Consider the following 20396-nt stretch of genomic DNA (forward strand, 5'->3'; position numbering starts at 1 on the left):
CATGCACCTGCTCAGGACCCAGCCCGGCGGCTTCGTCGCGGACGACAACATCGCCGACCTTGGACAAACCCCGGCCGAGCTGGTGGTCCTGTGCAGCGGTGACTCCAGCCTGGCGCTGCTTGCCGAGGCCGCGCGGCAGTTGCCCGAGGATTACCCCAGTTTTCGCCTGGCCAACCCGATGCAAGTGCAGAACCATGCTTCAGTCGACCTGTACGTCGACGAGGTGCTGCGCCATGCCAAGGTAATCCTGATTTCGCTGCATGGCGGCATCGGCTACTGGCGCTACGGCATCGAGCGCCTGCAGGCATTGGCCGAGCGTGGCGTGACGCTCATCCTCGTGCCTGGGGATGATCGCCCGGACCCGGAACTCAGCGGCTTGAGCACCGTGGCGGCGCCCGAGCGTGACCGGCTGTGGCAGTTCCTGCGCCAAGGTGGCCTGGGTAATGCGCTGGATTTCTATCGCTGCCTGGCCAGCGGCTATCTGGGGCGCGACTATGCCTGGGCTGAGCCGCAAAGTCTGCCGCGCACCTCGATCTATCACCCGCATACCGCCAACGCCCATCTTGCAGATTGGCAGGCCGATTGGCGCGCCGATTGCCCGGTGGCGGCAGTGCTGTTCTACCGCTCGCATTTGCAGGCGGCCAATACCGGGTTTATCGACGTATTCTGCCAGCGCTTGCAGGCGGCCGGCCTCAACCCGTTGCCGATAGCGGTGGCCAGTTTGAAGGAGCCAGGCTGCCTGACGGTGGTCGAGGACCTGTTGGATCAAGTGCAGGCAGCGGTGATCCTCAACACCACCGGCTTTGCCCAGTCCAGCCCCGAAGCGCCGCATCTGCGCCCGTTTCGCCGCAACATCCCGGTGATCCAGGCGATCTGCGCCCAAGACAACCAGCCCGGCTGGGAGGCCAGCGCACAAGGCCTGGGCCCCCGCGACCTGGCGATGCACATTGCCTTGCCGGAACTGGACGGGCGCATCATCAGCCGGCCGATCAGCTTCAAGGACCTGGCCTGGCGCAGTGAGCGCAGCCAGTCGGACGTAGTGTGCTACCGCGCCGTGCCCGAGCGCATGGATTTTGTCGCCGAACTGGCGCGCCGCTGGGTCGAGCTGGCGCGGGTGCCGAATGCGCACAAACGCGTTGGCTTGATCCTGGCCAATTACCCCACCCGCGATGGCCGTATCGGCAATGGCGTGGGCCTGGACACGCCGGCGGCGGCGCTGAATATCCTGCGCGCGTTGCAGGCTGAAGGGTATCCCGTGCCCGCCACCTTGCCGGACAGCGGCACGGCCTTGATCCACGCATTGCTGGGCGGCGTCACCAATGACCTGGACAGCCTCGACCAGCGCCCCTGCCATCAGAGCCTGGGCCTGGACGACTATCACGCCATCTTCCAGCGCCTGCCTGAAACCAATCGCCAGGCGGTGCTCGAGCGTTGGGGCACGCCGCAGCAGGACCCCATGTGCCGCGACGGCCGCCTGATGATCGCCGGCCTGCGCCTGGGCGAGACCTTCATCGGTATCCAGCCTGCGCGCGGCTATCAGGTCGACCCGAGTGCGGTGTATCACGACCCCGACCTGGTGCCGCCCCATGGCTATCTGGCGTTCTACTTCTGGCTGCGGCATACCTACGGCGCCCATGCGCTGATCCACGTGGGCAAGCACGGCAACCTCGAATGGCTGCCGGGCAAGGGCGTGGGCCTGTCGGAAAACTGCTGGCCGGATGCGCTGCTCGGGCCGCTGCCGAATATCTACCCCTTTATCGTCAACGACCCGGGCGAGGGCGCCCAGGCCAAGCGTCGCACCCAGGCGGTGATCATCGACCACTTGATGCCGCCCCTGACCCGCGCCGAAACCTATGGCCCGCTGCGCAACCTGGAGCTGCTGGCCGACGAATACTACGAAGCGCAATTGCTCGACCCGCGCCGCGCGCTCGAACTGCAGAAAGACATTCTCAAACTGGTGCGCGAAACGCAGATCGACCAGGAGCTTGAGCTGGACGGCGATGCCGATGCCGACATCTGGTTGCCGCGCCTGGACACTTACCTGTGTGACCTGAAGGAATCCCAAATCCGCGACGGCCTGCACATTTTTGGCGAGTCGCCGGCGGGGCGCTTGCGTATCGACACCTTGCTGGCCTTGCTGCGCATCCCCCGTGGCGATGGCCGTGGCGCGCAATCGAGCCTGTTGCGGGTATTGGCCAAGGCGTTCGAGCTGGGTTTCGACCCCCTGGACTGCGCGCTCGCCGAACCGTGGACCGGGCGTCGGCCCGAAGTGTTGCGCAACCTCGATGCGCAGTCGTGGCGCACCGCCGGGGACACCCGCGAGCGCCTGGAGCTCTACGCGGCGCGTTTGATCGAGCAGGCCCTGGAAGGGCCGCTGGAACAGTTGGAAGAACCCGGCTGGGAGGACGTGAAGGCCGTGGTCGAAAGCCTGCGCATGGTCGTGGCGCCGCGTCTGGATGCCTGCGGCCCGGCCGAAATGCACGGCCTGCTGGATGCCTTGAGCGGGCGCTTTGTGCCGGCCGGCCCCAGCGGTGCGCCGAGTCGCGGTCGCCTGGATGTGCTGCCCACGGGGCGCAACTTTTTCACGGTGGACGTGCGTAACCTGCCCACCACCACCGCCTGGCGCATCGGTTTCCAGTCGGCCAACCTGATACTTGAGCGGCATCTGCAGGACCACGGCGACCACTTGCGCCAGTTGGGCCTATCGGTGTGGGGCACGGCCACCATGCGCACCGGGGGCGACGATATCGCCCAGGCCATGGCGCTGATGGGCGTGCGCCCGGTGTGGGCCACGGGCAGCCAGCGCGTGGATGACTTCGAGATTCTGCCGATCAGCCTGCTGGATCGTCCACGCGTAGACGTAACCTTGCGCGTGTCCGGCTTCTTCCGCGATGCGTTCGCCAACCTGATCCGCCTGTTCGATGCGGCGGTGCAGGCAGTGGCGGCGTTGGACGAGCCGGATGACATGAACCCGCTGGCCGCCAAGGTGCGCAGTGAGCGCGAAGCGTTGTGCGCATCGGGCCTGGACGAAGAGGCCGCGGCGAAACAAGCCGGTTGGCGTATTTTCGGGGCCAAGCCGGGAGCCTATGGCGCGGGCGTGCAGGGTGCGATTGACGGTCGCCTGTGGCAAAGCCGCGAGGACCTGGCCGAGGTCTATCTGAACTGGGGCGGCTACGCCTATGGCGGCGCTGATGAAGGCACCGCTGCCCGCGAGCAGTTCGCCCAGCGGCTGAGCCAGGTGCAGGCGGTGCTGCAGAACCAGGACAACCGCGAACACGATGTGCTCGACTCCAATGATTACTACCAATTCCAGGGCGGCATGCTCGCCGCCGTGGAAACCCTGAGCGGCGCCAAGGCCGCCAGTTACCATGGCGATCACAGCCAGCCGGACCTGCCGAAAATCCGCACCTTGAAGGAAGAGCTCAATCGGGTGATCCGTTCCCGTGCGGCCAACCCGAAGTGGATCGAAGGCGTGAAGCGTCACGGCTACAAAGGCGCGTTTGAGATGGCCGCGACCGTGGACAACCTGTTCGCTTTCGATGCCACCACCGCGCTGATCGATGATCACCAGTACGCTTTGCTCGCCGACGCCTACCTGCTCGACCCGGACACCCGCGCCTTTGTGCAGCAGCACAACCCCGATGCCCTGCGCGACATGACCGAGCGCATGCTCGAAGCCCAGCAGCGCGGCATGTGGCAAGAGCCGGGTGCCTACCGCGAAGCGTTGGAAAACCTGTTGCTGGATATAGAAGAAGACAGCTGATGACCGATATTCCTCATTTCCCGCTGGCCGCTGTGGTCGGTGCCGACGAGCTGAAACTGGCGCTGTGCCTGACCGCAATCGATCCCAGAATCGGCGGCGTATTGATCGAAGGGCCGCGTGGCATGGCCAAGTCGACCCTGGCCCGTGGCCTGGCGGACCTGCTCGCCAGTGGGCAGTTCGTCACCTTGCCCCTGGGCGCTACCGAGGAGCGATTGGTCGGCACCCTGGACCTGGACGCCGCGCTCGGCGAGGGCCGCGCGCAGTTTTCCCCTGGCGTGCTGGCCAAGGCCGATGGCGGCGTGTTGTATGTTGATGAAGTCAATCTGCTGCCCGACCATCTGGTCGATTTGTTGCTGGACGTGGCCGCCAGCGGCACCAACCTGATCGAGCGTGACGGCATCTCCCATCGGCATTCGGCGCGGTTTGTGCTGATCGGCACGATGAACCCGGAGGAGGGTGAGTTGCGTCCGCAGTTGCTCGACCGCTTTGGGTTCAACGTGGCGCTGAGCGGGCAGACGTTGCCGACCGAGCGCGGGCAGATCATCCGCCGTCGCCTGGACTTCGACACAAACCCCGCCGCTTTTTGCCAGCAGTGGGCCGAGCCCCAAGCGGCGTTGCGCGAACGCTGCACCCAGGCCCGTGCGCGGCTGGGCAGTATCGAGTTGGATGACGCCGCCTTGGCGCAGATCACCCAGCGTTGCTTTGCCGCAGGCGTGGACGGCATGCGCGCCGACCTGGTGTGGCTGCGCGGCGCCAGGGCCCATGCGGCCTGGCGCGGTGCCAGCGCCATCGCCGAGGAAGATATCGACGCGGTCGCCGAATTTGCCCTGCGTCACCGCCGCCAGGAGCAGCCCCCTGCGACCAGCGCGCCCGATCAGGGGCAGGCGCCCAAACCCTCGGATACCTCGCCCGGCCAGGGCCAATGGGGCGATATGCCGGCACCGGCGCTGCCCACCGGTGCTCGTCGCGATGTGCCTGCCTGGCCAAAAAAGCCCTAGGCATTCGCCCCCGACCTGACGCGGGGGCGGATGCTCGGCCCCAGGCGGGGCGCTTGGACAGCGGCAGGCAAGGCAAGGCGCGCAGTGCGCAATCGGGCCAGATCAACTGGCCGGGCACCTTGCTCGGTGGCAGGCCGCAGCGCCGTGAGGATTTGCTGTGGCACCTGCGCAGCCGGTCGGCCCATGAACTGTGGCTGGTGATCGTCGACGCCTCGGCTTCCACTCGGAAGCACCAGGCGTTGAGCGATGCCAAGGGCCTGCTGGCGCAGTTGTTTGATGACGCGTATCGGCAGCGGGCGCGCATGGCGTTGTTGACCGCAAGCGGGCAGTCGCCGAGGTGGCAGGTACAGGGCTTGAAAGCGGCCAAAGGCCTGACGGGTTGGCTGGAACAACTGGGCGCCGGTGGCGGTACGCCGTTGCTGGCAGCCTTGACCGAGGCGGCCGATTGGCTGGTGGCGCGGCGTAAGCGTTATCCGGCGGAGCAGCAGCGGTTGCTGGTAATCACCGATGGGCGGCTCAAGGTGATCGAAGGGTTGCCGCTGCTGGCGTGTCCGGGGTTGCTGGTGGACATCGAGCGCGGGCCGATCAGGCTGGGGCGGGCGCAAGCGCTGGCGAGGGGGTTGCAGCTGGATTATCGGCATATCGATAAGGTGTAGTGCCAGTCCCGCCGCTATCGGGGGCAAGCCCCCTCCCACATTTGGAATGCATTCCCCTGTGGGAGGGGCTTGCCCCGGTACAAACCGGGGACATCGTTTACATTTCTAACCGGGGACATGGTTTACAGGTTAATACGCATGATCAGGAGGTAACTGATCATGCCCTGGAACCAAGAGTCTCCGATGAATCAACGAATCAGACTGGTTGCCGACTGGCTTTCTGGCAACTACACCAAAAGCCAGTTGGCACGTCGCTTTGACGTTAGTCGGCCTACGGTCGACAAATGGATTGCCCGGCACAACGGCGATTTAAAGTCCTTATCCGAGCTGTCCCGACGACCTCACAACAGCCCAAATAAAACCGACGACGAGATCTTGGCTCGTGTGGTGGCGATGAAGGAGGCCCACGATAAATGGGGGCCTAAGAAGCTTCTCGAACTATTACGGCTTGAAGATCCTTCCGTCGCCTGGCCTTCTCCAAGTACAGCGGGCCAGTGGCTTGAACGACTTGGGCTCGTCAACAAACGACGTTTCAAGCGCCGGCACAGTATTTCCCAGGCAGAAATGCGAGAGGCCAACGAACCTAACAAGACTTGGTGCGCTGATTACAAAGGGCAATTCAAGATGCTTGACGCGCAGATGTGCTTCCCTTTGACCGTTACAGACCACGCGTCCCGGATGATTCTGGCGTGCAGGGCCCATCCCCAGATCAAGACCCAGCCAGTAAAACAAGCATTTGAAAGGCTTTTTCAGGAGTACGGCATGCCGGAAGTTATCCGTTCGGACAACGGGGTTCCGTTCGCCTCTCCGGGTCTGGCAAGAATGTCCACATTGGCAGTTTGGTGGATTCGTCTGGGCATCTATCCGGAGCGCACCATGCCAGGAAGACCCGCCCAGAATGGTCGCCATGAGCGAATGCACCGTAGTTTGAAACTTGAGCTGCCCATAGGGAAAAACTTAGTCGAGCAGCAGCTTTTGCTGGAGCATTTCAGGCATGAGTTCAATTACGTACGCCCTCATGAAGCCCTCGGCATGAAACGTCCGGGAGACCTATATGTGCCGTCTACCCGACTTTACCCAGGCTGTTTGCCCGATGTGGAGTATCCCGCAGAAATGAGGGTTCGCAGCGTCAGACAGGACGGATCGATCAAATGGAACGGCAAGTTGTTATTTGTCAGCGAGGCACTATCTGGGGAAAGGATAGGACTCAAAGAAGTTGAAGATGATGTTTGGGATTTGTACCTGTGTGATTATCCCCTGGGGAGGCTTGGGCGAGGTATGACCCGCGTCCAGGCCTCAAATGTGTAAACGATGTCCCCGGTTTCAGATGTAAACGATGTCTACGGTTCTACACCCCGATGAGGCACTCACTCACACACACACCTCTATCAGCCAGCCCCCGGCACATTCGGCCAAAGATCGGCAACCAGAAACAGTCGCTCGGCTTCCTCCCAATCCTCACCGTTGCGCACCAGCCGCACCAATAACTGCGCCGGCGCCATCGGGTCCAGGTCTGCCAGCCAGCCCTGCATCTGTTCTTCGCTCCACACCTCGCTTGTCAGGTAATGCGCCGGCGCCAGCCAGGCATGTCGGGGCAGGGGTTGCCAGCGGCCTGCCGCGCTGGCGCTGACAAAGTCCGGCCAATCACGCTGATGCAACCACCGCCCACGCAAATGCTGCGGATGAGCGCCGAGGGGCGAGACGGCCTGGCCCGGCCACGGGTAAAGCAGGTACCCGCCCAGCCACAGGTGCGCGTCGAACTGCTGGATATCCAGCGCCGCCAGGGCTTCACGGCTTTCCGCGCGCGCCGAAATCGGCAATTGATGCTGGGCCAGGTGCGCCAGTTTGCGGTCGAGCCGATCATGGCAACCCGGGCCCAGCCACTGCGCGGTGTCCTCGCCGTTCCCCGTTTGAGGCCCGAGATAGAGCTTGATTGCCAGTTCCAGGTGATGCACGCCATCGCGGTCGCGCAGCAGCATGTCCAGCTCGCCCAGGGTGTGGCCGGCGCGGCGAATTGGCAGGTTGGCCGCCAGCAACTCCACGCCCGGCGCATGCTGCACGGCGAACTGCCACAGCCGTTCATAATAGAGACCCAGGCGCCGGGTGCGCGCCAGGCTCAGCCAGTGTTGCAGCGCGCGGCTGTCCTGATCGAGGGCGCGTAGCCAGGCTTCGAGCAACTGCGGCGCCCGTACCCAGTCACTGCCCGCCAGCGGATGGCGCTGCGGCCAGGGCGTGTGTGCGAGCATGGGTGGCGCCAGCATCACCCACGCCAGGTCGCGCACTTCGGGGTGGCGCAGTTGGCGGGGCAGGGCGTGCAAGTCAGGGAACAGAGTCATGGTGCGAGCATAGCCTCTTAAATCGCGTGCAGGTGTCTGAGAAACCCCTGAGAACCATTGTCATCGAGGTCCAGCGGCGACAAAGGATTTTGCCTGACGCGGCCTTTCGCCCATAATCGTTTCTTTTTGCCACACCCCTACGCCCGCAGGAGCCCCATGGAGCAATTTCGCAATATCGGCATTATCGGTCGCCTGGGCAGTACCCAGGTGTTGGACACCGTCCGCCGGCTGAAAAAATTCCTGCTGGAACGCCACCTGCATGTGATCCTCGAAGACACCATCGGCGAAATCCTGCCGGGCCACGGCCTGCAGACTTCCTCGCGCAAAATGCTTGGCGAAGTGTGCGACATGGTCATTGTGGTCGGCGGCGATGGCAGCCTGCTCGGCGCGGCGCGGGCGCTGGCGCGGCACAATGTGCCGGTGCTGGGGATCAACCGTGGCAGCCTGGGGTTTCTGACCGATATCCGGCCCGATGAGCTGGAAGTCGAAGTGGCCAAGGTGCTCGACGGCCATTACCTGGTGGAGAACCGCTTCCTGCTGCAAGCCGAAGTGCGTCGCCACGGCGAGGCCATCGGCCAGGGTGATGCCCTCAATGACGTGGTGCTGCACCCCGGCAAATCCACGCGCATGATCGAGTTCGAGTTGTATATCGACGGCCAGTTCGTCTGCAGCCAGAAAGCCGACGGCCTGATCGTCGCCACGCCGACCGGCTCCACTGCCTATGCGCTGTCGGCCGGTGGCCCGATCATGCATCCCAAGCTGGATGCCATTGTGATCGTGCCGATGTATCCCCATATGTTGTCGAGTCGGCCGATTGTGGTCGATGGCAACAGTGAGCTGAAAATCGTGGTGTCCAAGGATATGCAAATCTACCCACAAGTTTCCTGCGACGGGCAGAACCATTTCACCTGCGCCCCCGGTGACACCATCACCGTGAGCAAGAAGGCACAGAAGTTGCGGTTGATCCACCCGCTGGACCACAACTACTACGAAGTGTGCCGCACCAAGCTGGGCTGGGGCAGCCGCTTGGGGGGTGGAGGCGACTGATGCTCGATCCCGCGCGTAGCTACGACCTGATTGGTGACGTGCATGGTTGCGCCCATACCCTGGAGCACCTGCTCGACCAGATGGGTTACCACAAGCAGGGCGGCACCTGGCGCCACCCGTCGCGCATGGCGGTGTTCCTCGGCGATATCATCGACCGTGGCCCCCGCATCCGCGAAGCGCTGCATATCGTCCACGACATGGCCGAGGCCGGCCAGGCGCTGTGCATCATGGGCAACCATGAGTTCAATGCACTCGGCTGGACCACACCGGCCCCGCCGGGCAGCGGCAAGCAATTCGTGCGCGAGCACACCCCGCGCCATGGGCGGCTGATCCAGGAAACCCTGACCCAGTTCGAACAGCACCCGGCCGACTGGCAGGCCTTCCTCGGCTGGTTCTACGACATGCCGTTGTTCGTCGACGCCGGACGTTTCCGCGTGGTGCATGCCTGCTGGGACGAAAGCTTCATCCAGCCGCTGCGCGCCACGTTCCCGGATGGCTGCATCGACCCACATTTCCTGCAGGCCGCTGCCGTGCCGGGCAGCTTTGCCTGCAACGCGTTCGATCGCCTGCTGCGCGGCACCGACATGCGCCTGCCGCACGGCCTCACCCTGACCGGTGGCGATGGCCTGACGCGCTCGTTCTTTCGCACCAAATTCTGGGAAGACGACCCGAAAACCTACGGCGACATCGTATTCCAGCCCGACGCCTTGCCCGAGCCGGTGGCGCGCACGCCGTTGTCGTCCACTGAAAAGAACAGCCTGCTGCGCTATGGCACCGACCAGCCGCTGTTGTTCGTCGGCCATTACTGGCGCAGCGGCAAACCGGCACCGATCCGCCCGAACCTGGCCTGCCTGGACTACAGCGCGGTGCTGTACGGCAAGTTGGTGGCGTATCGCCTGGACCAGGAAACCCAACTGGACCCAAGTAAATTCGTGTGGGTCGACGTTGAGCGACCCGAGGTTATCCAATGAGTACCGTGGCTGTATTGCGCCTGCCCCTGAACGTGGACCTGGGCGGTTTCGTCAAGTTGCTGCAACGCATGCAGGTGCCCCATCGCGTCAGCGAAGAGGCGGGCGAACAAGTGCTGTGGGTGCCCGAGACCATCAGCGACGACGTGCGTGTGTTGTACCAGCGTTTTCCCGCCGGTGATCCGGACCAGCAACTGGATATTCCCGAACAGGCGCCCGTTGCGCGGCCAGGGTTTGTCCAGCAGGTACGCCACAGCCCGGTCACGGCGCTGGTGCTGCTGGCCAGCCTGATCGTGGGTGCGGTGACCCTGCTCGGCGAAAACCTGCAAACCATGGCCTGGCTGACCTTCCTGCCGTTTCGGGTGCTGGGCGAATACATCCAGTTCACCCCACTGGCCGACAGCCTGGCCTCCGGGCAGTGGTGGCGCCTGGTCACGCCGATGCTGATTCACTTCGGCATCCTGCACCTGGCCATGAACGGCATGTGGTACTGGGAGCTGGGCCGCCGCATCGAAGCGCGCCAGGGCGGCATCAACTTGCTGGGCCTGACCCTGTTGTTCAGCCTGGTGTCCAATTACGCGCAGTATGCCTATGGCGGCCCGGGCCTGTTCGGCGGTTTGTCCGGCGTGCTGTATGGCCTGCTCGGGCACTGCTGGATTTTTCAATTACTCTCGCCCAACCCGGCGTATCGCTTGCCCCGTGGGGTGCTGGTGATGATGCTGGTGTGGCTGGTGCTCTGCCTGTCGGGGCTGGTCTCGATGATCGGCTTCGGCGAAATCGCCAACGCGGCCCACGTGGGTGGCTTGGTTATCGGTTGCCTGACCGGTTTGCTGGGCGGGCTGTACAACCGCCGCAAATCGTCTATTTGATAAGGAAGAGCCTTATGTCCTCTTTTGCTGAAATGATCGAAAACATCACCCCCGACATCTACGAGAGCCTCAAGCTCGCCGTGGAAATCGGCAAGTGGTCCGATGGGCGCAAGCTCACCGCCGAGCAGCGCGAGCTGTCACTGCAGGCGGTGATTGCCTGGGAAATCCAGAACCTGCCCGAAGACCAGCGCACCGGCTACATGGGCCCGCAGGAATGCGCGTCGAAATCGGCACCGGTGCCGAACATTCTGTTCAAGTCGGATGCGATCCATTGATTGAAATTGGTCGCGGTGCAGTCAGCAAAATGTCGGCGCAACTCGGTGAGCCGACCGTTCAATACGCGTTTCGTCTGGGCGATACCGAGGTACCGGTCAATCCGTTGATCGGCACGCATATTCGCCTGGAGTTCCTTGGTGCCATTCACTGCAGCCATTGCGGTCGCAAGACCAAGACCAGCTTCAGCCAGGGCTATTGCTACCCATGCATGACCAAGCTGGCCCAGTGTGACTTGTGCATCATGAGCCCCGAACGTTGCCATTACGACGCCGGCACCTGCCGCGATCCGGGCTGGGGTGAAACCTTCTGCATGACCGACCACGTGGTCTACCTGGCCAATTCGTCGGGGATCAAGGTCGGCATCACCCGTGCCACCCAGTTGCCGACCCGCTGGCTCGACCAGGGTGCCAGCCAGGCGCTGCCGATCATGCGTGTGGCCACCCGCCAGCAATCGGGCTTTGTCGAGGATCTGTTTCGCAGCCAGGTGGCCGACAAAACCAACTGGCGCGCGCTGCTCAAGGGCGATGCACAGTCGGTGGACCTCAAGCAGGTACGCGATGCGTTGTTCGCCTCCTGTGCCGAAGGCCTGCTCGGTTTGCAGGAACGCTTTGGTTTGCAGGCCATCCAAACCATTGCCGACATTGAGCCGATCGAGATCCGTTACCCGGTGCAGCAGTACCCGGCCAAGATCGTCAGCTTCAACCTGGACAAGAATCCGATTGCCGAAGGCACGCTGCTGGGGATCAAGGGCCAGTACCTGATCTTCGACACCGGCGTGATCAATATTCGTAAATACACGGCCTACCAGCTCGCCGTGCATCAGTAGAAGGATGCCACCCATGCGCACCGAACAACCGAAGATGATTTACCTGAAGGACTATCAGGCGCCGGACTACCTGATCGACGAGACGCACCTGACCTTCGAGTTGTTCGAGGACCACAGCCTGGTCCACGCGCAGCTGGTGATGCGCCGCAACCCCGAGCGCGGCGCCGGGCTGCCACCGTTGGTGCTCGATGGCCAGCAACTGGAGCTTTTGAGCGTCAACCTTGCCGACCAGGCGCTGACGGCCGCCGATTACCAGTTGACCGACAGCCACCTGACGCTGCAGCCCAACAGTGAAACCTTTACCTTGGACACCACGGTCAAGATTCACCCGGAAACCAACACGGCCCTGGAAGGCCTGTACAAATCCAGCGGCATGTTCTGCACCCAGTGCGAGGCCGAAGGTTTCCGCAAGATCACTTATTACCTCGACCGTCCGGACGTTATGAGCGTGTTCACCACCACGGTGATCGCCGAGCAGCATCGCTACCCGGTGCTGCTGTCCAACGGCAACCCGATTGCCAGCGGCCCCGGCGAAGACGGGCGGCACTGGGCAACCTGGGAGGACCCGTTCAAGAAGCCAGCCTACCTGTTTGCCCTGGTGGCCGGTGACCTGTGGTGCGTCGAAGACAGCTTCACCACCATGACCCAGCGCGAAGTGGCGCTGCGCATCTACGTCGAGCCGGAAAATATCGACAAGTGCCAGCACGCCATGACCAGCCTGAAAAAATCCATGCGCTGGGATGAAGAAACCTACGGCCGTGAGTACGACCTCGATATCTTCATGATCGTGGCGGTCAACGACTTCAACATGGGCGCCATGGAGAATAAGGGTCTCAATATCTTCAACTCCAGCGCCGTGCTGGCCCGCGCTGAAACCGCTACCGATGCCGCGCACCAGCGCGTCGAAGCCATCGTCGCCCATGAGTACTTCCACAACTGGTCGGGCAACCGCGTGACCTGCCGCGACTGGTTCCAGCTGTCGCTCAAGGAAGGCTTCACCGTGTTCCGCGACTCGGGTTTCTCCGCCGACATGAACTCGGCCACGGTTAAGCGCATCCAGGACGTGGCGTACCTGCGCACCCACCAGTTCGCCGAAGACGCCGGCCCCATGGCCCACGCGGTACGCCCGGACAGCTTTATCGAAATCTCTAACTTCTACACCCTGACCGTGTACGAAAAGGGCTCGGAAGTGGTCGGCATGATCCACACCTTGCTCGGCGCCGAAGGTTTCCGCAAAGGCAGCGACCTGTATTTCGAGCGCCACGACGGCCAGGCCGTGACCTGCGACGATTTCATCAAGGCCATGGAAGACGCCAACGGCGTCGACCTCAGCCAGTTCAAGCGCTGGTACAGCCAGGCTGGTACGCCGCGTCTGGCGGTGAGCGAGTCCTATGACGCCGCGGCCAAGACCTACAGCCTGACGTTCCGTCAGAGCTGCCCGCCGACCCCGGATAAAGTGGAAAAGCTGCCCTTCGTGATCCCGGTCGAGCTGGGCCTACTGGACGGCGAGGGTGCCGGCATTGCCTTGCGCCTGGCCGGCGAAGCGACGGCCGGCGGTACCTCCCGCGTGATCTCGGTGACCGAAGCCGAGCAGACCTTCACCTTCGTTGACGTCGCGCAAAAGCCGCTGCCTTCGTTGCTGCGCGGCTTCTCGGCACCGGTGAAGCTGAGCTTCCCGTACAACCGCGACCAACTGATGTTCCTGATGCAGCACGACAGCGATGGTTTCAACCGTTGGGACGCCGGCCAGCAGCTGTCGGTTCAGGTGTTGCAGGAACTGATCGGCCAACATCAGGCAGGCCAACCGCTGAAGCTGGATCAACGTCTGATCGATGCATTGCGCACGGTCTTAAGCGACGAGACCCTCGACCAGGCCATGGTCGCCGAAATGCTCTCGTTGCCGAGCGAAGCCTACCTGACCGAGATCAGCGAGGTGGCCGACGTCGATGCCATCCACGCCGCCCGCGAATTTGCCCGCAAGCAGCTGGCCGACCACCTGTTCGAAGGGCTGTGGCTGCGCTATCAGGCCAACCGTGACCTGTCCCGCCAGACGCCGTACGTGGCCGAGGCCGAGCACTTCGCCCGCCGCGCCCTGCAGAACATTGCGCTGTCTTACCTGATGCTCAGCGCCAAGCCTGAAGTGCTGGCGGCGACGCTGGACCAGTTCGACACCAGCGACAACATGACCGAGCGCCTGACGGCCCTGGCCGTGCTGGTGAACTCGCCGTTCGAAACGGAAAAAGCCCAGGCGCTGGCGGTGTTCGCCGAGAACTTCAAGGACAACCCGCTGGTCATGGACCAGTGGTTCAGCGTACAGGCCGGCAGCACCCTGCCGGGCGGGCTGGCGCGGGTCAAGGCATTGATGGAGCACCCGGCGTTCACCATCAAGAACCCGAACAAAGTGCGCGCACTCATTGGCGCGTTTGCCGGGCAGAACCTGATCAACTTCCATGCCGCGGATGGCTCCGGCTACCGCTTCCTGGCGGACCTGGTGATCCAGCTCAATACGCTGAACCCGCAGATTGCTTCGCGCCAATTGGCACCCCTGACGCGCTGGCGTAAATACGACGCGGCGCGGCAAGCGCTGATGAAGGCTGAGCTGGAGCGCATTCTTGGCTCGGGCGAGCTGTCCAGCGATGTGTTTGAGGTGGTCAGCAAGAGCCTTGCCTGACACGCAAATCTCACCATTCAAAATGTGGGAGGGGGCTTGCCCCCCCGATAGCGGTGCATCAGTTGGCTTATTCAGCGACTGACACGCTGCCATCGGGGGGCAAGCCCCCTCCCACATTTTTTTATCCGGTGCAGCTTATCGGGCAAGCGGCGTCAGCACCTCGGCCTTTTCGTCCAGCACCATCACCACCAGCAACTTGGCGGGCTGGGTCTGGCTGGCGTTGCTCGACTCAAAGTGCCGCGAACCTGCGGGCTCGTAGAATGAATCGCCGACCTTGTAGGTGATGGCTTTGCCATCGTTGACTCGTGAGATGATTTCGCCTTGCAGCACATAAGCCACGGCAGTGCCGGTATGGCTGTGGGGCACAGTGGCCTGGCCGGGGGCATAGTCGACGGTGAGCATGATGGTTTTCTTGCCGGGGACATTGGTCAAGGCGTGCTCTTGCAGCACCTTAAGGGTCTCCTGGTGGTACACCGGTTCGTGGGCGTAGGCACTGAGCGAAGTGAGTATCGCAGCGGCGGCGAGCAGTCGTTTCATGTTGGAATTCCACGTAGTTCGAGACCTGTTCACCCTACGCCCACCGGCGTTGCCGACCAATGACCAATCCCCCGGAAAACCCGCTAGCCAATCTGCTGCAGAATCTCGCGCACCCTGTCCAGTGCCGGGTCGATATCGAGGGTCTCGATGGCCCCGAAGCCGAGAATCAGCCCCGAGCGCACCGGCGTGTCGTGAAAAAAAACATCCAGGGGATACAGGCCCACCTCCACCTTGCGCGCCAACTCCATCAGCAACGGTATATCCACCGGCACCTTGCACAGTGCCGCCAGATGGAACCCGGCCACCGTCGGCACCGCCTCGAACCAGGGTGACAAGTCGCCCGCCAGGCGCTGCAGAATCCGTTCGCGGCGCCCCGCATACACGCTGTGGCAACGGCGGATATGTTTGAGCAGGTAACCTTCGCTGATAAACTTGGCCAGCGCCCATTGCGGCAGGGTAGAGCTGTGCTGGTCGGTCAATTGCTTGGCCTTGAGCACGGCGCCATAGATCGCTGGCGGCAGCACTGCGTAGCCCAGGCGCAGCTCGGGCAGCAGGGTCTTGGAAAAGGTGCCGACGTACGTCACTACGCCTCGGGTGTCCATGCTTTGCAGGGAATCGGTGGGGCGGCCCAGATAGCGGAACTCACTGTCGTAGTCGTCCTCGATGATGATCGCGCCAAGTTCGATAGCACGGTCCAGCAGGGCCTTTCGCCGCGCCAAACTCATGGGCATGCCGAGGGGAAATTGGTGGGACGGCGTCACGTACACCAGTCGAGTGCCATTGGGGATCTGGTCGACCTGAATGCCTTGTGCATCCACCGGAACGCTCGCGACCCTGGCCCCCATCGCCACGAACAACTGGCGCGCCGGGCTGTAGCCAGGGTCTTCCATGGCGACGATGCTGCCGGGTTCCAGTACCACGCGGGCGATCAGGTCCAGCGCCTGCTGCGCGCCATTGGTCACGACGATGTCAGCGGCGCGGCATTTCACCCCGCGCGAAAACGCGACATGCCCGGCGATGGCCTCGCGCAGTGCGGGCAAGCCTTCCGGTTGGCTGTAGAACCCACTGTTCTGGGCGATACGGCGCAGCGCATCCTGGGTGCAGCGCCGCCATTCTTCCTGGGGGAACTGATTGCGCGTGGTCGCCCCACCGATGAATTCGTAGCGCAGCACGTCGTCGCGCGCGGGGTGGTGCATGGGCGAGGGCAGCGCCGCCCATTTGCCCAGGTTGGCGGCGCAGGCCAGGTCGGTGGCGGTCTGTACATGGTCGGGCTGCGGCGCCCACGCGTTGACGAAGGTGCCCCGGCCAATTCGGCCGACCAGCAGGCCCTCGTACGTCAAGGTGGCGTAGGTGTCCGATACCGTTTTGCGCGATACGCCCAATTGCTCGGCGAGCAATCGGCTGGGCGGCAACTGCGCGCCAGCTGACAGGCGCCCGGTGGCGATGGCTTCGCGCAGTTGCTGGTAAAGCTGGGCGGCGAGGTCCTTGCGGCCGTTGATGACGAGGTGCAGTTCCATGTTTCATCCTGGGACAGATCGATCTGCGCCAAGGTTACGCGCAAATCGATCCGAAGAAACCAGGCGCTATCAGGACAGGAAACCACCGTCCACGTTCAACGACACACCGGTGGTGTAGCTCGACGCATCGCTGGCCAGGAACAGCACTGCACCGGCCATTTCGCTGGGGTCGGCCACGCGTTTGAGCGGGATCTGCGCCAGCGCCATCTTCAGGATCGCGTCGTTCTTGACCAGCGCCGAGGCGAACTTGGTGTCGGTCAACCCTGGCAGCAGCGCGTTGCAGCGGATACCGAACGCGGCGCATTCCTTGGCGAACACCTTGGTCATGTTGATCACGGCGGCCTTGGTCACCGAATAGATGCCCTGGAATACCCCCGGGGAAATGCCGTTGATCGAGGCGACGTTGATGATGCTGCCACCGCCGTTGTCGCGCATCAGCTTGCCGGCTTCCACCGACATGAAGAAGTAGCCGCGTATGTTCACGTCGACGGTCTTCTGGAACGCACCGAGGTCGGTGTCCAGCACGTTGCAGAACTGTGGGTTGGTCGCGGCGTTGTTGACCAGGATGTCCAGGCGGCCGAACTGTTCACGAATGCTGGCGAACACCTGGGTGATCTGCTCCATTTCACCGATATGGCAGGCAATCGCGGTGGCTTTTCCGCCGTTGGCGATGATCGCGTCGGCGACGTGCTGGCAGCCTTCCAGTTTGCGGCTGGAGACAATCACGTGGGCGCCTTGCTGGGCCAGCAACTTGGCGATGGCCTCGCCGATGCCACGGCTGGCGCCGGAAACGAAAGCAATCTTGCCGTCGAGGTCGAACAGGTGGGTCTTGGACATGAGGGGTTCCTTGTGAGTGTTATCAGAGGTCGGATTTGCCAATGACCGTCAGGCTCATCTGCTCCAGCAGCTTGTTCATGTGGATGAACTGGGCAAAGCGTTTGTCCTGGGTCTGGCCGTGGAAGAAGCGGTAATAGATCTGCTGCACAATGCCGGCCAGGCGGAACAGACCGTAGGTGTAGTAGAAGTCGAAATTGTCGATCTGGATGCCCGAGCGTTCGGCGTAGTAGTCGACGAACTGGCGGCGGGTGAGCATGCCGGGCGCATTGCTTGGCTGGCGACGCATCAGTTGCACGGGCGCGGGATCGGCGGCTTCGATCCAGTAGGCGAGGGTGTTGCCCAGGTCCATCAGCGGGTCGCCCAGGGTAGTCAGTTCCCAGTCCAGCACGCCGATGATCTGCATCGGGTTGTGCGGGTCGAGGATGACATTGTCGAAGCGATAGTCGTTGTGCACGATGCTGGAGGTCGGGTGGTCGGCCGGCATCTTGTCGTTGAGCCAGGCGCGCACGGCTTCCCAGCGCGGCGCATCGGGGGTCAGGGCTTTTTCGTAGCGCTCGCTCCAGCCACGGATCTGGCGTTCCACATAGCCCTGGGGCTTGCCCAGGTCGGCCAGGCCGCAGGCGCTGTAGTCGAGCTGATGCAGCTCGACGAACTTGTCGATAAAGCTTTTGCACAAGGCTTGGGTGCGGCTCGCGTCCAGGCCCAGGTCAGCCGGCAGGTCGGAGCGCAGGATGATGCCGTTGACCCGCTCCATCACATAGAATTCGGCACCGATCACCGCTTCATCGGTGCAGTGCACATAGGCCTTTGGGCAGTACGGGAAGCCATCCTTGAGCTGGTTGAGGATGCGGTATTCACGGCCCATGTCGTGGGCGGACTTGGCCTTGTGGCCGAACGGTGGGCGACGCAACACGAACTCCTGGTCCGGGTATTCCAGCAGATACGTCAGGTTGGAGGCGCCGCCGGGGAACTGACTGATCTTGACCGCGCCGTGCAGGCCGGGAATATGGGCCTTGAGGTAGGGATCGATCAGGCTGGCATCAAGTTCTTCGCCGGGGCGAATCTGGGTCGATTGGTCGTTAAGCGCCATGCTTATCCCTTCTGCTTATTTTAAAGGCCTTGGACTATTGGCTAATCTAATGCGCGCCGCCGCCCAGCGACAAGGTCGGGGCGGCTTAATAGGTTAGCGTGTTGGGGAATGATCAGTTGGCTTGATCCACTCAAATCACCAGCGCGGCGCGTCCCCCTGGGTTGCAGGACAGGTTGGCACCGATCTCGACTTTTGCCAGGTCGATTCCCAACCCCGCGAGCAGATTATTGACCAGCGGGTCGAGCAGCGGGCTCAGCAGGCCGGAAATCACGTCGCTGAGCAGGTTCAACACGCCGGTCAATACATCCACCACCAGGCCCAGCACCAACCCCAGCAGCCCGCTGAGGGTCGGCGTATGGCTGACCAGTTGAATGCCCTTGAGGGTGTCGCTCAGGCTGCCGACCACGTTATTGGCACTGAAACTGAAGTAGCTCGGCGCTTGCTTCACCTCGGGCGGCGCCACATACACATGCGCGCGCGTGGTCTTGGCGACGCTGCTGTCGACCCTCAGGCTCAGGCCACCGACCGCATAGGGCTGGCGTGGATCGCACACGCCTTTGCTGCAGGCTTTCACGCCAAGGTCGAGCAGGGGGAAATCGTCGACTTTCAGTGCCTGGGTGGAAGAAAACAGATTCGACGGGTCAATCTGGCCGACCATCAGCCGCACCGCCGAGGTGGTGCCGGAGACGCTCAGGGATTTGTCAGCGGGGCCGTTGCAGCGAAAGCCGGTCACGTAACTGCTGCCGCTGGCCGCTTCGAGGGCGATATCGATGTGGGTGCCGACATTCGGGTCCAGGGAACTGCCCAGGAGCAAGCCAACCAGGCCGGTGACCACATCGATGACTTTGTTGAGCCCGTCGATGACCGGCAGCTTCACGGAAATCCAGGTCCTGACCTGGGCCGTCCTGACCGAAATCGGCTGGGTATCGATCAACTGCGGGTTACCGATGGCAGAAATCTGCGCGGGCTCGATGACCCGGGTCTTGACCGTAATGTTCAGCAGGCCGAGCACGTCCACCGGCAATTCCACTGCGACAGCACTGGCCTTGTTCGACAGCTGCACGAAGCCCTGGATCAGGTTGAACAGCTGCAGGTTCACGTCCAGTGCGCTCTTGTCCGTGCCATTTTGAACCTTGATCAAGTCACCCAGGTGCAGGATTTGCGTACCCGGTGCAATCAGCTTGATGCTTTCCAAATTATTGATCACCACCTTGACCGCGTCGCCGCCGAGCTTGAGCACATCGATCGCGGCCTGGATCAACTGGCCCACGGTAGCGTCGGTCTTGAGCAACTGCTCGTAGTTGCCGGCGCTGACGTTGAGGCGCACGGCCAGTGCATCCAGGTAACTGAGCAAGCTGATATCGGTGTTAAGCAGGCCTTTCCAGCCCAGGGCATCGATTTGCAACTTGCCGCCGAGCAGCCCGCCGATCAGGCCGTTGAGCGCTGCCGACTGGGTGCTGTCCACCGTCAGCAAGGTGCTGCGCACCGTCAGGCTGGCCACGGGCGGCGCCGGAGCGGCGGCGACGGCGGTGGCGCTCAGCAGGGTGGTCAGGTTGATGGGTTGCGCCGAGAACAGGCTCAGCAGGGCATGGGCAATGCTGGTGGCCACCCGATGGGTGGCCACCACCTGAATGGCGTCGGCCTTGGCCGGGTCGGCGTTGAATACACGCATGAAGTCAGCGCCGGTGCTCAAGGTGCCGCAGGCCACGACCAGGATGCGATTGGCGTCGACGCTGAAGTTATTGCGCAGCGCACTTTGCGTGGCCAATTGCGCGGCGTTGTTATTGGGGGCTGAGCATTTGCCGCCGCGGCTCACCGCTTCCAGCGCAGCCGTGTCGGCGACACGTTGCAGCTTGCGCTTTTCCAGGTACAAGCGGCCGCTATCGACCACCAATAACAGAAACAGCAACGCGATCCCGAGGGTCAATGCACCCACCAGGCCGATGGCGCCGCGTTGGCGGGCCGGGCCGTATCCTTGGCCAAACATTGTGCGTTCCTTCGCGGT

Annotated in this window: 16 protein-coding genes; 10 read left to right on the forward strand and 6 right to left on the reverse strand. The window is 62.9% G+C overall.

Features of this window, described 5'->3' with window-relative positions:
* Position 1 precedes the first annotated feature (1 nt).
* The 4 genes from cobN to C4J94_RS12460 all read left to right on the forward strand — a co-directional run bounded on the left by cobN (position 2) and on the right by C4J94_RS12460 (position 6725).
* Positions 2-3763, forward strand: a complete 3762-nt coding sequence (cobN, locus tag C4J94_RS12445) for a cobaltochelatase subunit CobN (RefSeq protein WP_124386435.1) — start codon at positions 2-4, stop codon at positions 3761-3763.
* Entirely contained in the window at positions 3763-4761 is a 999-nt protein-coding gene (locus C4J94_RS12450) for an ATP-binding protein (protein ID WP_124386436.1), read from the forward strand. Before cobN ends, C4J94_RS12450 begins: the two co-directional genes overlap by 1 nt.
* A gap of 53 nt (positions 4762-4814) precedes the next feature.
* Positions 4815-5417 carry a VWA domain-containing protein gene (locus C4J94_RS12455; RefSeq protein WP_124386437.1) on the forward strand — a complete coding sequence of 201 codons (603 nt, stop codon included), beginning with the start codon at positions 4815-4817 and terminating at the stop codon, positions 5415-5417.
* Positions 5418-5576: 159 nt separating this feature from the next.
* Complete coding sequence (locus C4J94_RS12460) at positions 5577-6725, forward strand: integrase core domain-containing protein (RefSeq protein ID WP_124384542.1); 1149 nt, start codon at positions 5577-5579, stop codon at positions 6723-6725.
* 80 nt (positions 6726-6805) lie between these two features.
* Here C4J94_RS12460 and C4J94_RS12465 read toward each other — a convergent pair whose 3' ends face one another.
* Complete coding sequence (locus tag C4J94_RS12465) at positions 6806-7753, reverse strand: DUF1853 family protein (RefSeq protein ID WP_124386438.1); 948 nt, start codon at positions 7751-7753, stop codon at positions 6806-6808.
* Between the two features lie 156 nt (positions 7754-7909).
* Between C4J94_RS12465 and C4J94_RS12470 the strand changes: the two genes are divergently transcribed.
* From C4J94_RS12470 to pepN, 6 genes are read left to right on the forward strand one after another with little or no spacing between them, the layout of a single operon-like run.
* Positions 7910-8800 carry an NAD(+) kinase gene (locus tag C4J94_RS12470; protein WP_057725186.1) on the forward strand — a complete coding sequence of 297 codons (891 nt, stop codon included), beginning with the start codon at positions 7910-7912 and terminating at the stop codon, positions 8798-8800.
* Positions 8800-9771: a metallophosphoesterase gene (locus tag C4J94_RS12475; protein ID WP_124386439.1), complete on the forward strand. Its 972-nt coding sequence runs from the start codon at positions 8800-8802 to the stop codon at positions 9769-9771. Before C4J94_RS12470 ends, C4J94_RS12475 begins: the two co-directional genes overlap by 1 nt.
* Positions 9768-10637, forward strand: coding sequence for a rhomboid family intramembrane serine protease (locus tag C4J94_RS12480; RefSeq protein WP_124386440.1), 870 nt, complete (start codon positions 9768-9770; stop codon positions 10635-10637). The genes C4J94_RS12475 and C4J94_RS12480 overlap by 4 nt, the downstream gene beginning before the upstream one ends.
* A gap of 14 nt (positions 10638-10651) precedes the next feature.
* Entirely contained in the window at positions 10652-10912 is a 261-nt protein-coding gene (locus C4J94_RS12485; RefSeq protein ID WP_016972751.1) for a YeaC family protein, read from the forward strand.
* Positions 10909-11739, forward strand: a complete 831-nt coding sequence (locus tag C4J94_RS12490; RefSeq protein WP_164485574.1) for a DUF2797 domain-containing protein — start codon at positions 10909-10911, stop codon at positions 11737-11739. Before C4J94_RS12485 ends, C4J94_RS12490 begins: the two co-directional genes overlap by 4 nt.
* Positions 11740-11752: 13 nt before the next feature.
* Positions 11753-14410: an aminopeptidase N gene (gene pepN / locus C4J94_RS12495; protein WP_124386442.1), complete on the forward strand. Its 2658-nt coding sequence runs from the start codon at positions 11753-11755 to the stop codon at positions 14408-14410.
* A gap of 135 nt (positions 14411-14545) precedes the next feature.
* Here pepN and C4J94_RS12500 read toward each other — a convergent pair whose 3' ends face one another.
* The 5 genes from C4J94_RS12500 to C4J94_RS12520 form a co-directional block, all read right to left on the reverse strand.
* A complete protein-coding gene (locus C4J94_RS12500; RefSeq protein WP_124386443.1) occupies positions 14546-14947 on the reverse strand; it encodes a cupin domain-containing protein in 402 nt (133 codons plus the stop codon).
* 83 nt (positions 14948-15030) lie between these two features.
* Positions 15031-16464 carry a PLP-dependent aminotransferase family protein gene (locus C4J94_RS12505; protein WP_124386444.1) on the reverse strand — a complete coding sequence of 478 codons (1434 nt, stop codon included), beginning with the start codon at positions 16462-16464 and terminating at the stop codon, positions 15031-15033.
* Positions 16465-16533: 69 nt separating this feature from the next.
* The gene (locus tag C4J94_RS12510; protein WP_124386445.1) at positions 16534-17301 is read right to left on the reverse strand and encodes an SDR family oxidoreductase; all 768 of its coding nucleotides are present in this window, start codon (positions 17299-17301) and stop codon (positions 16534-16536) included.
* Between the two features lie 22 nt (positions 17302-17323).
* Entirely contained in the window at positions 17324-18391 is a 1068-nt protein-coding gene (locus tag C4J94_RS12515; protein WP_124386446.1) for a phosphotransferase family protein, read from the reverse strand.
* 130 nt (positions 18392-18521) lie between these two features.
* A complete protein-coding gene (locus C4J94_RS12520) occupies positions 18522-20378 on the reverse strand; it encodes a pilus assembly protein TadG-related protein (RefSeq protein WP_124386447.1) in 1857 nt (618 codons plus the stop codon).
* Between the last annotated feature and the right edge of the window lie 18 nt (positions 20379-20396).

This window comes from Pseudomonas sp. R5-89-07 (assembly GCF_003851685.1).
In the GTDB taxonomy this organism is placed as follows: domain Bacteria; phylum Pseudomonadota; class Gammaproteobacteria; order Pseudomonadales; family Pseudomonadaceae; genus Aquipseudomonas.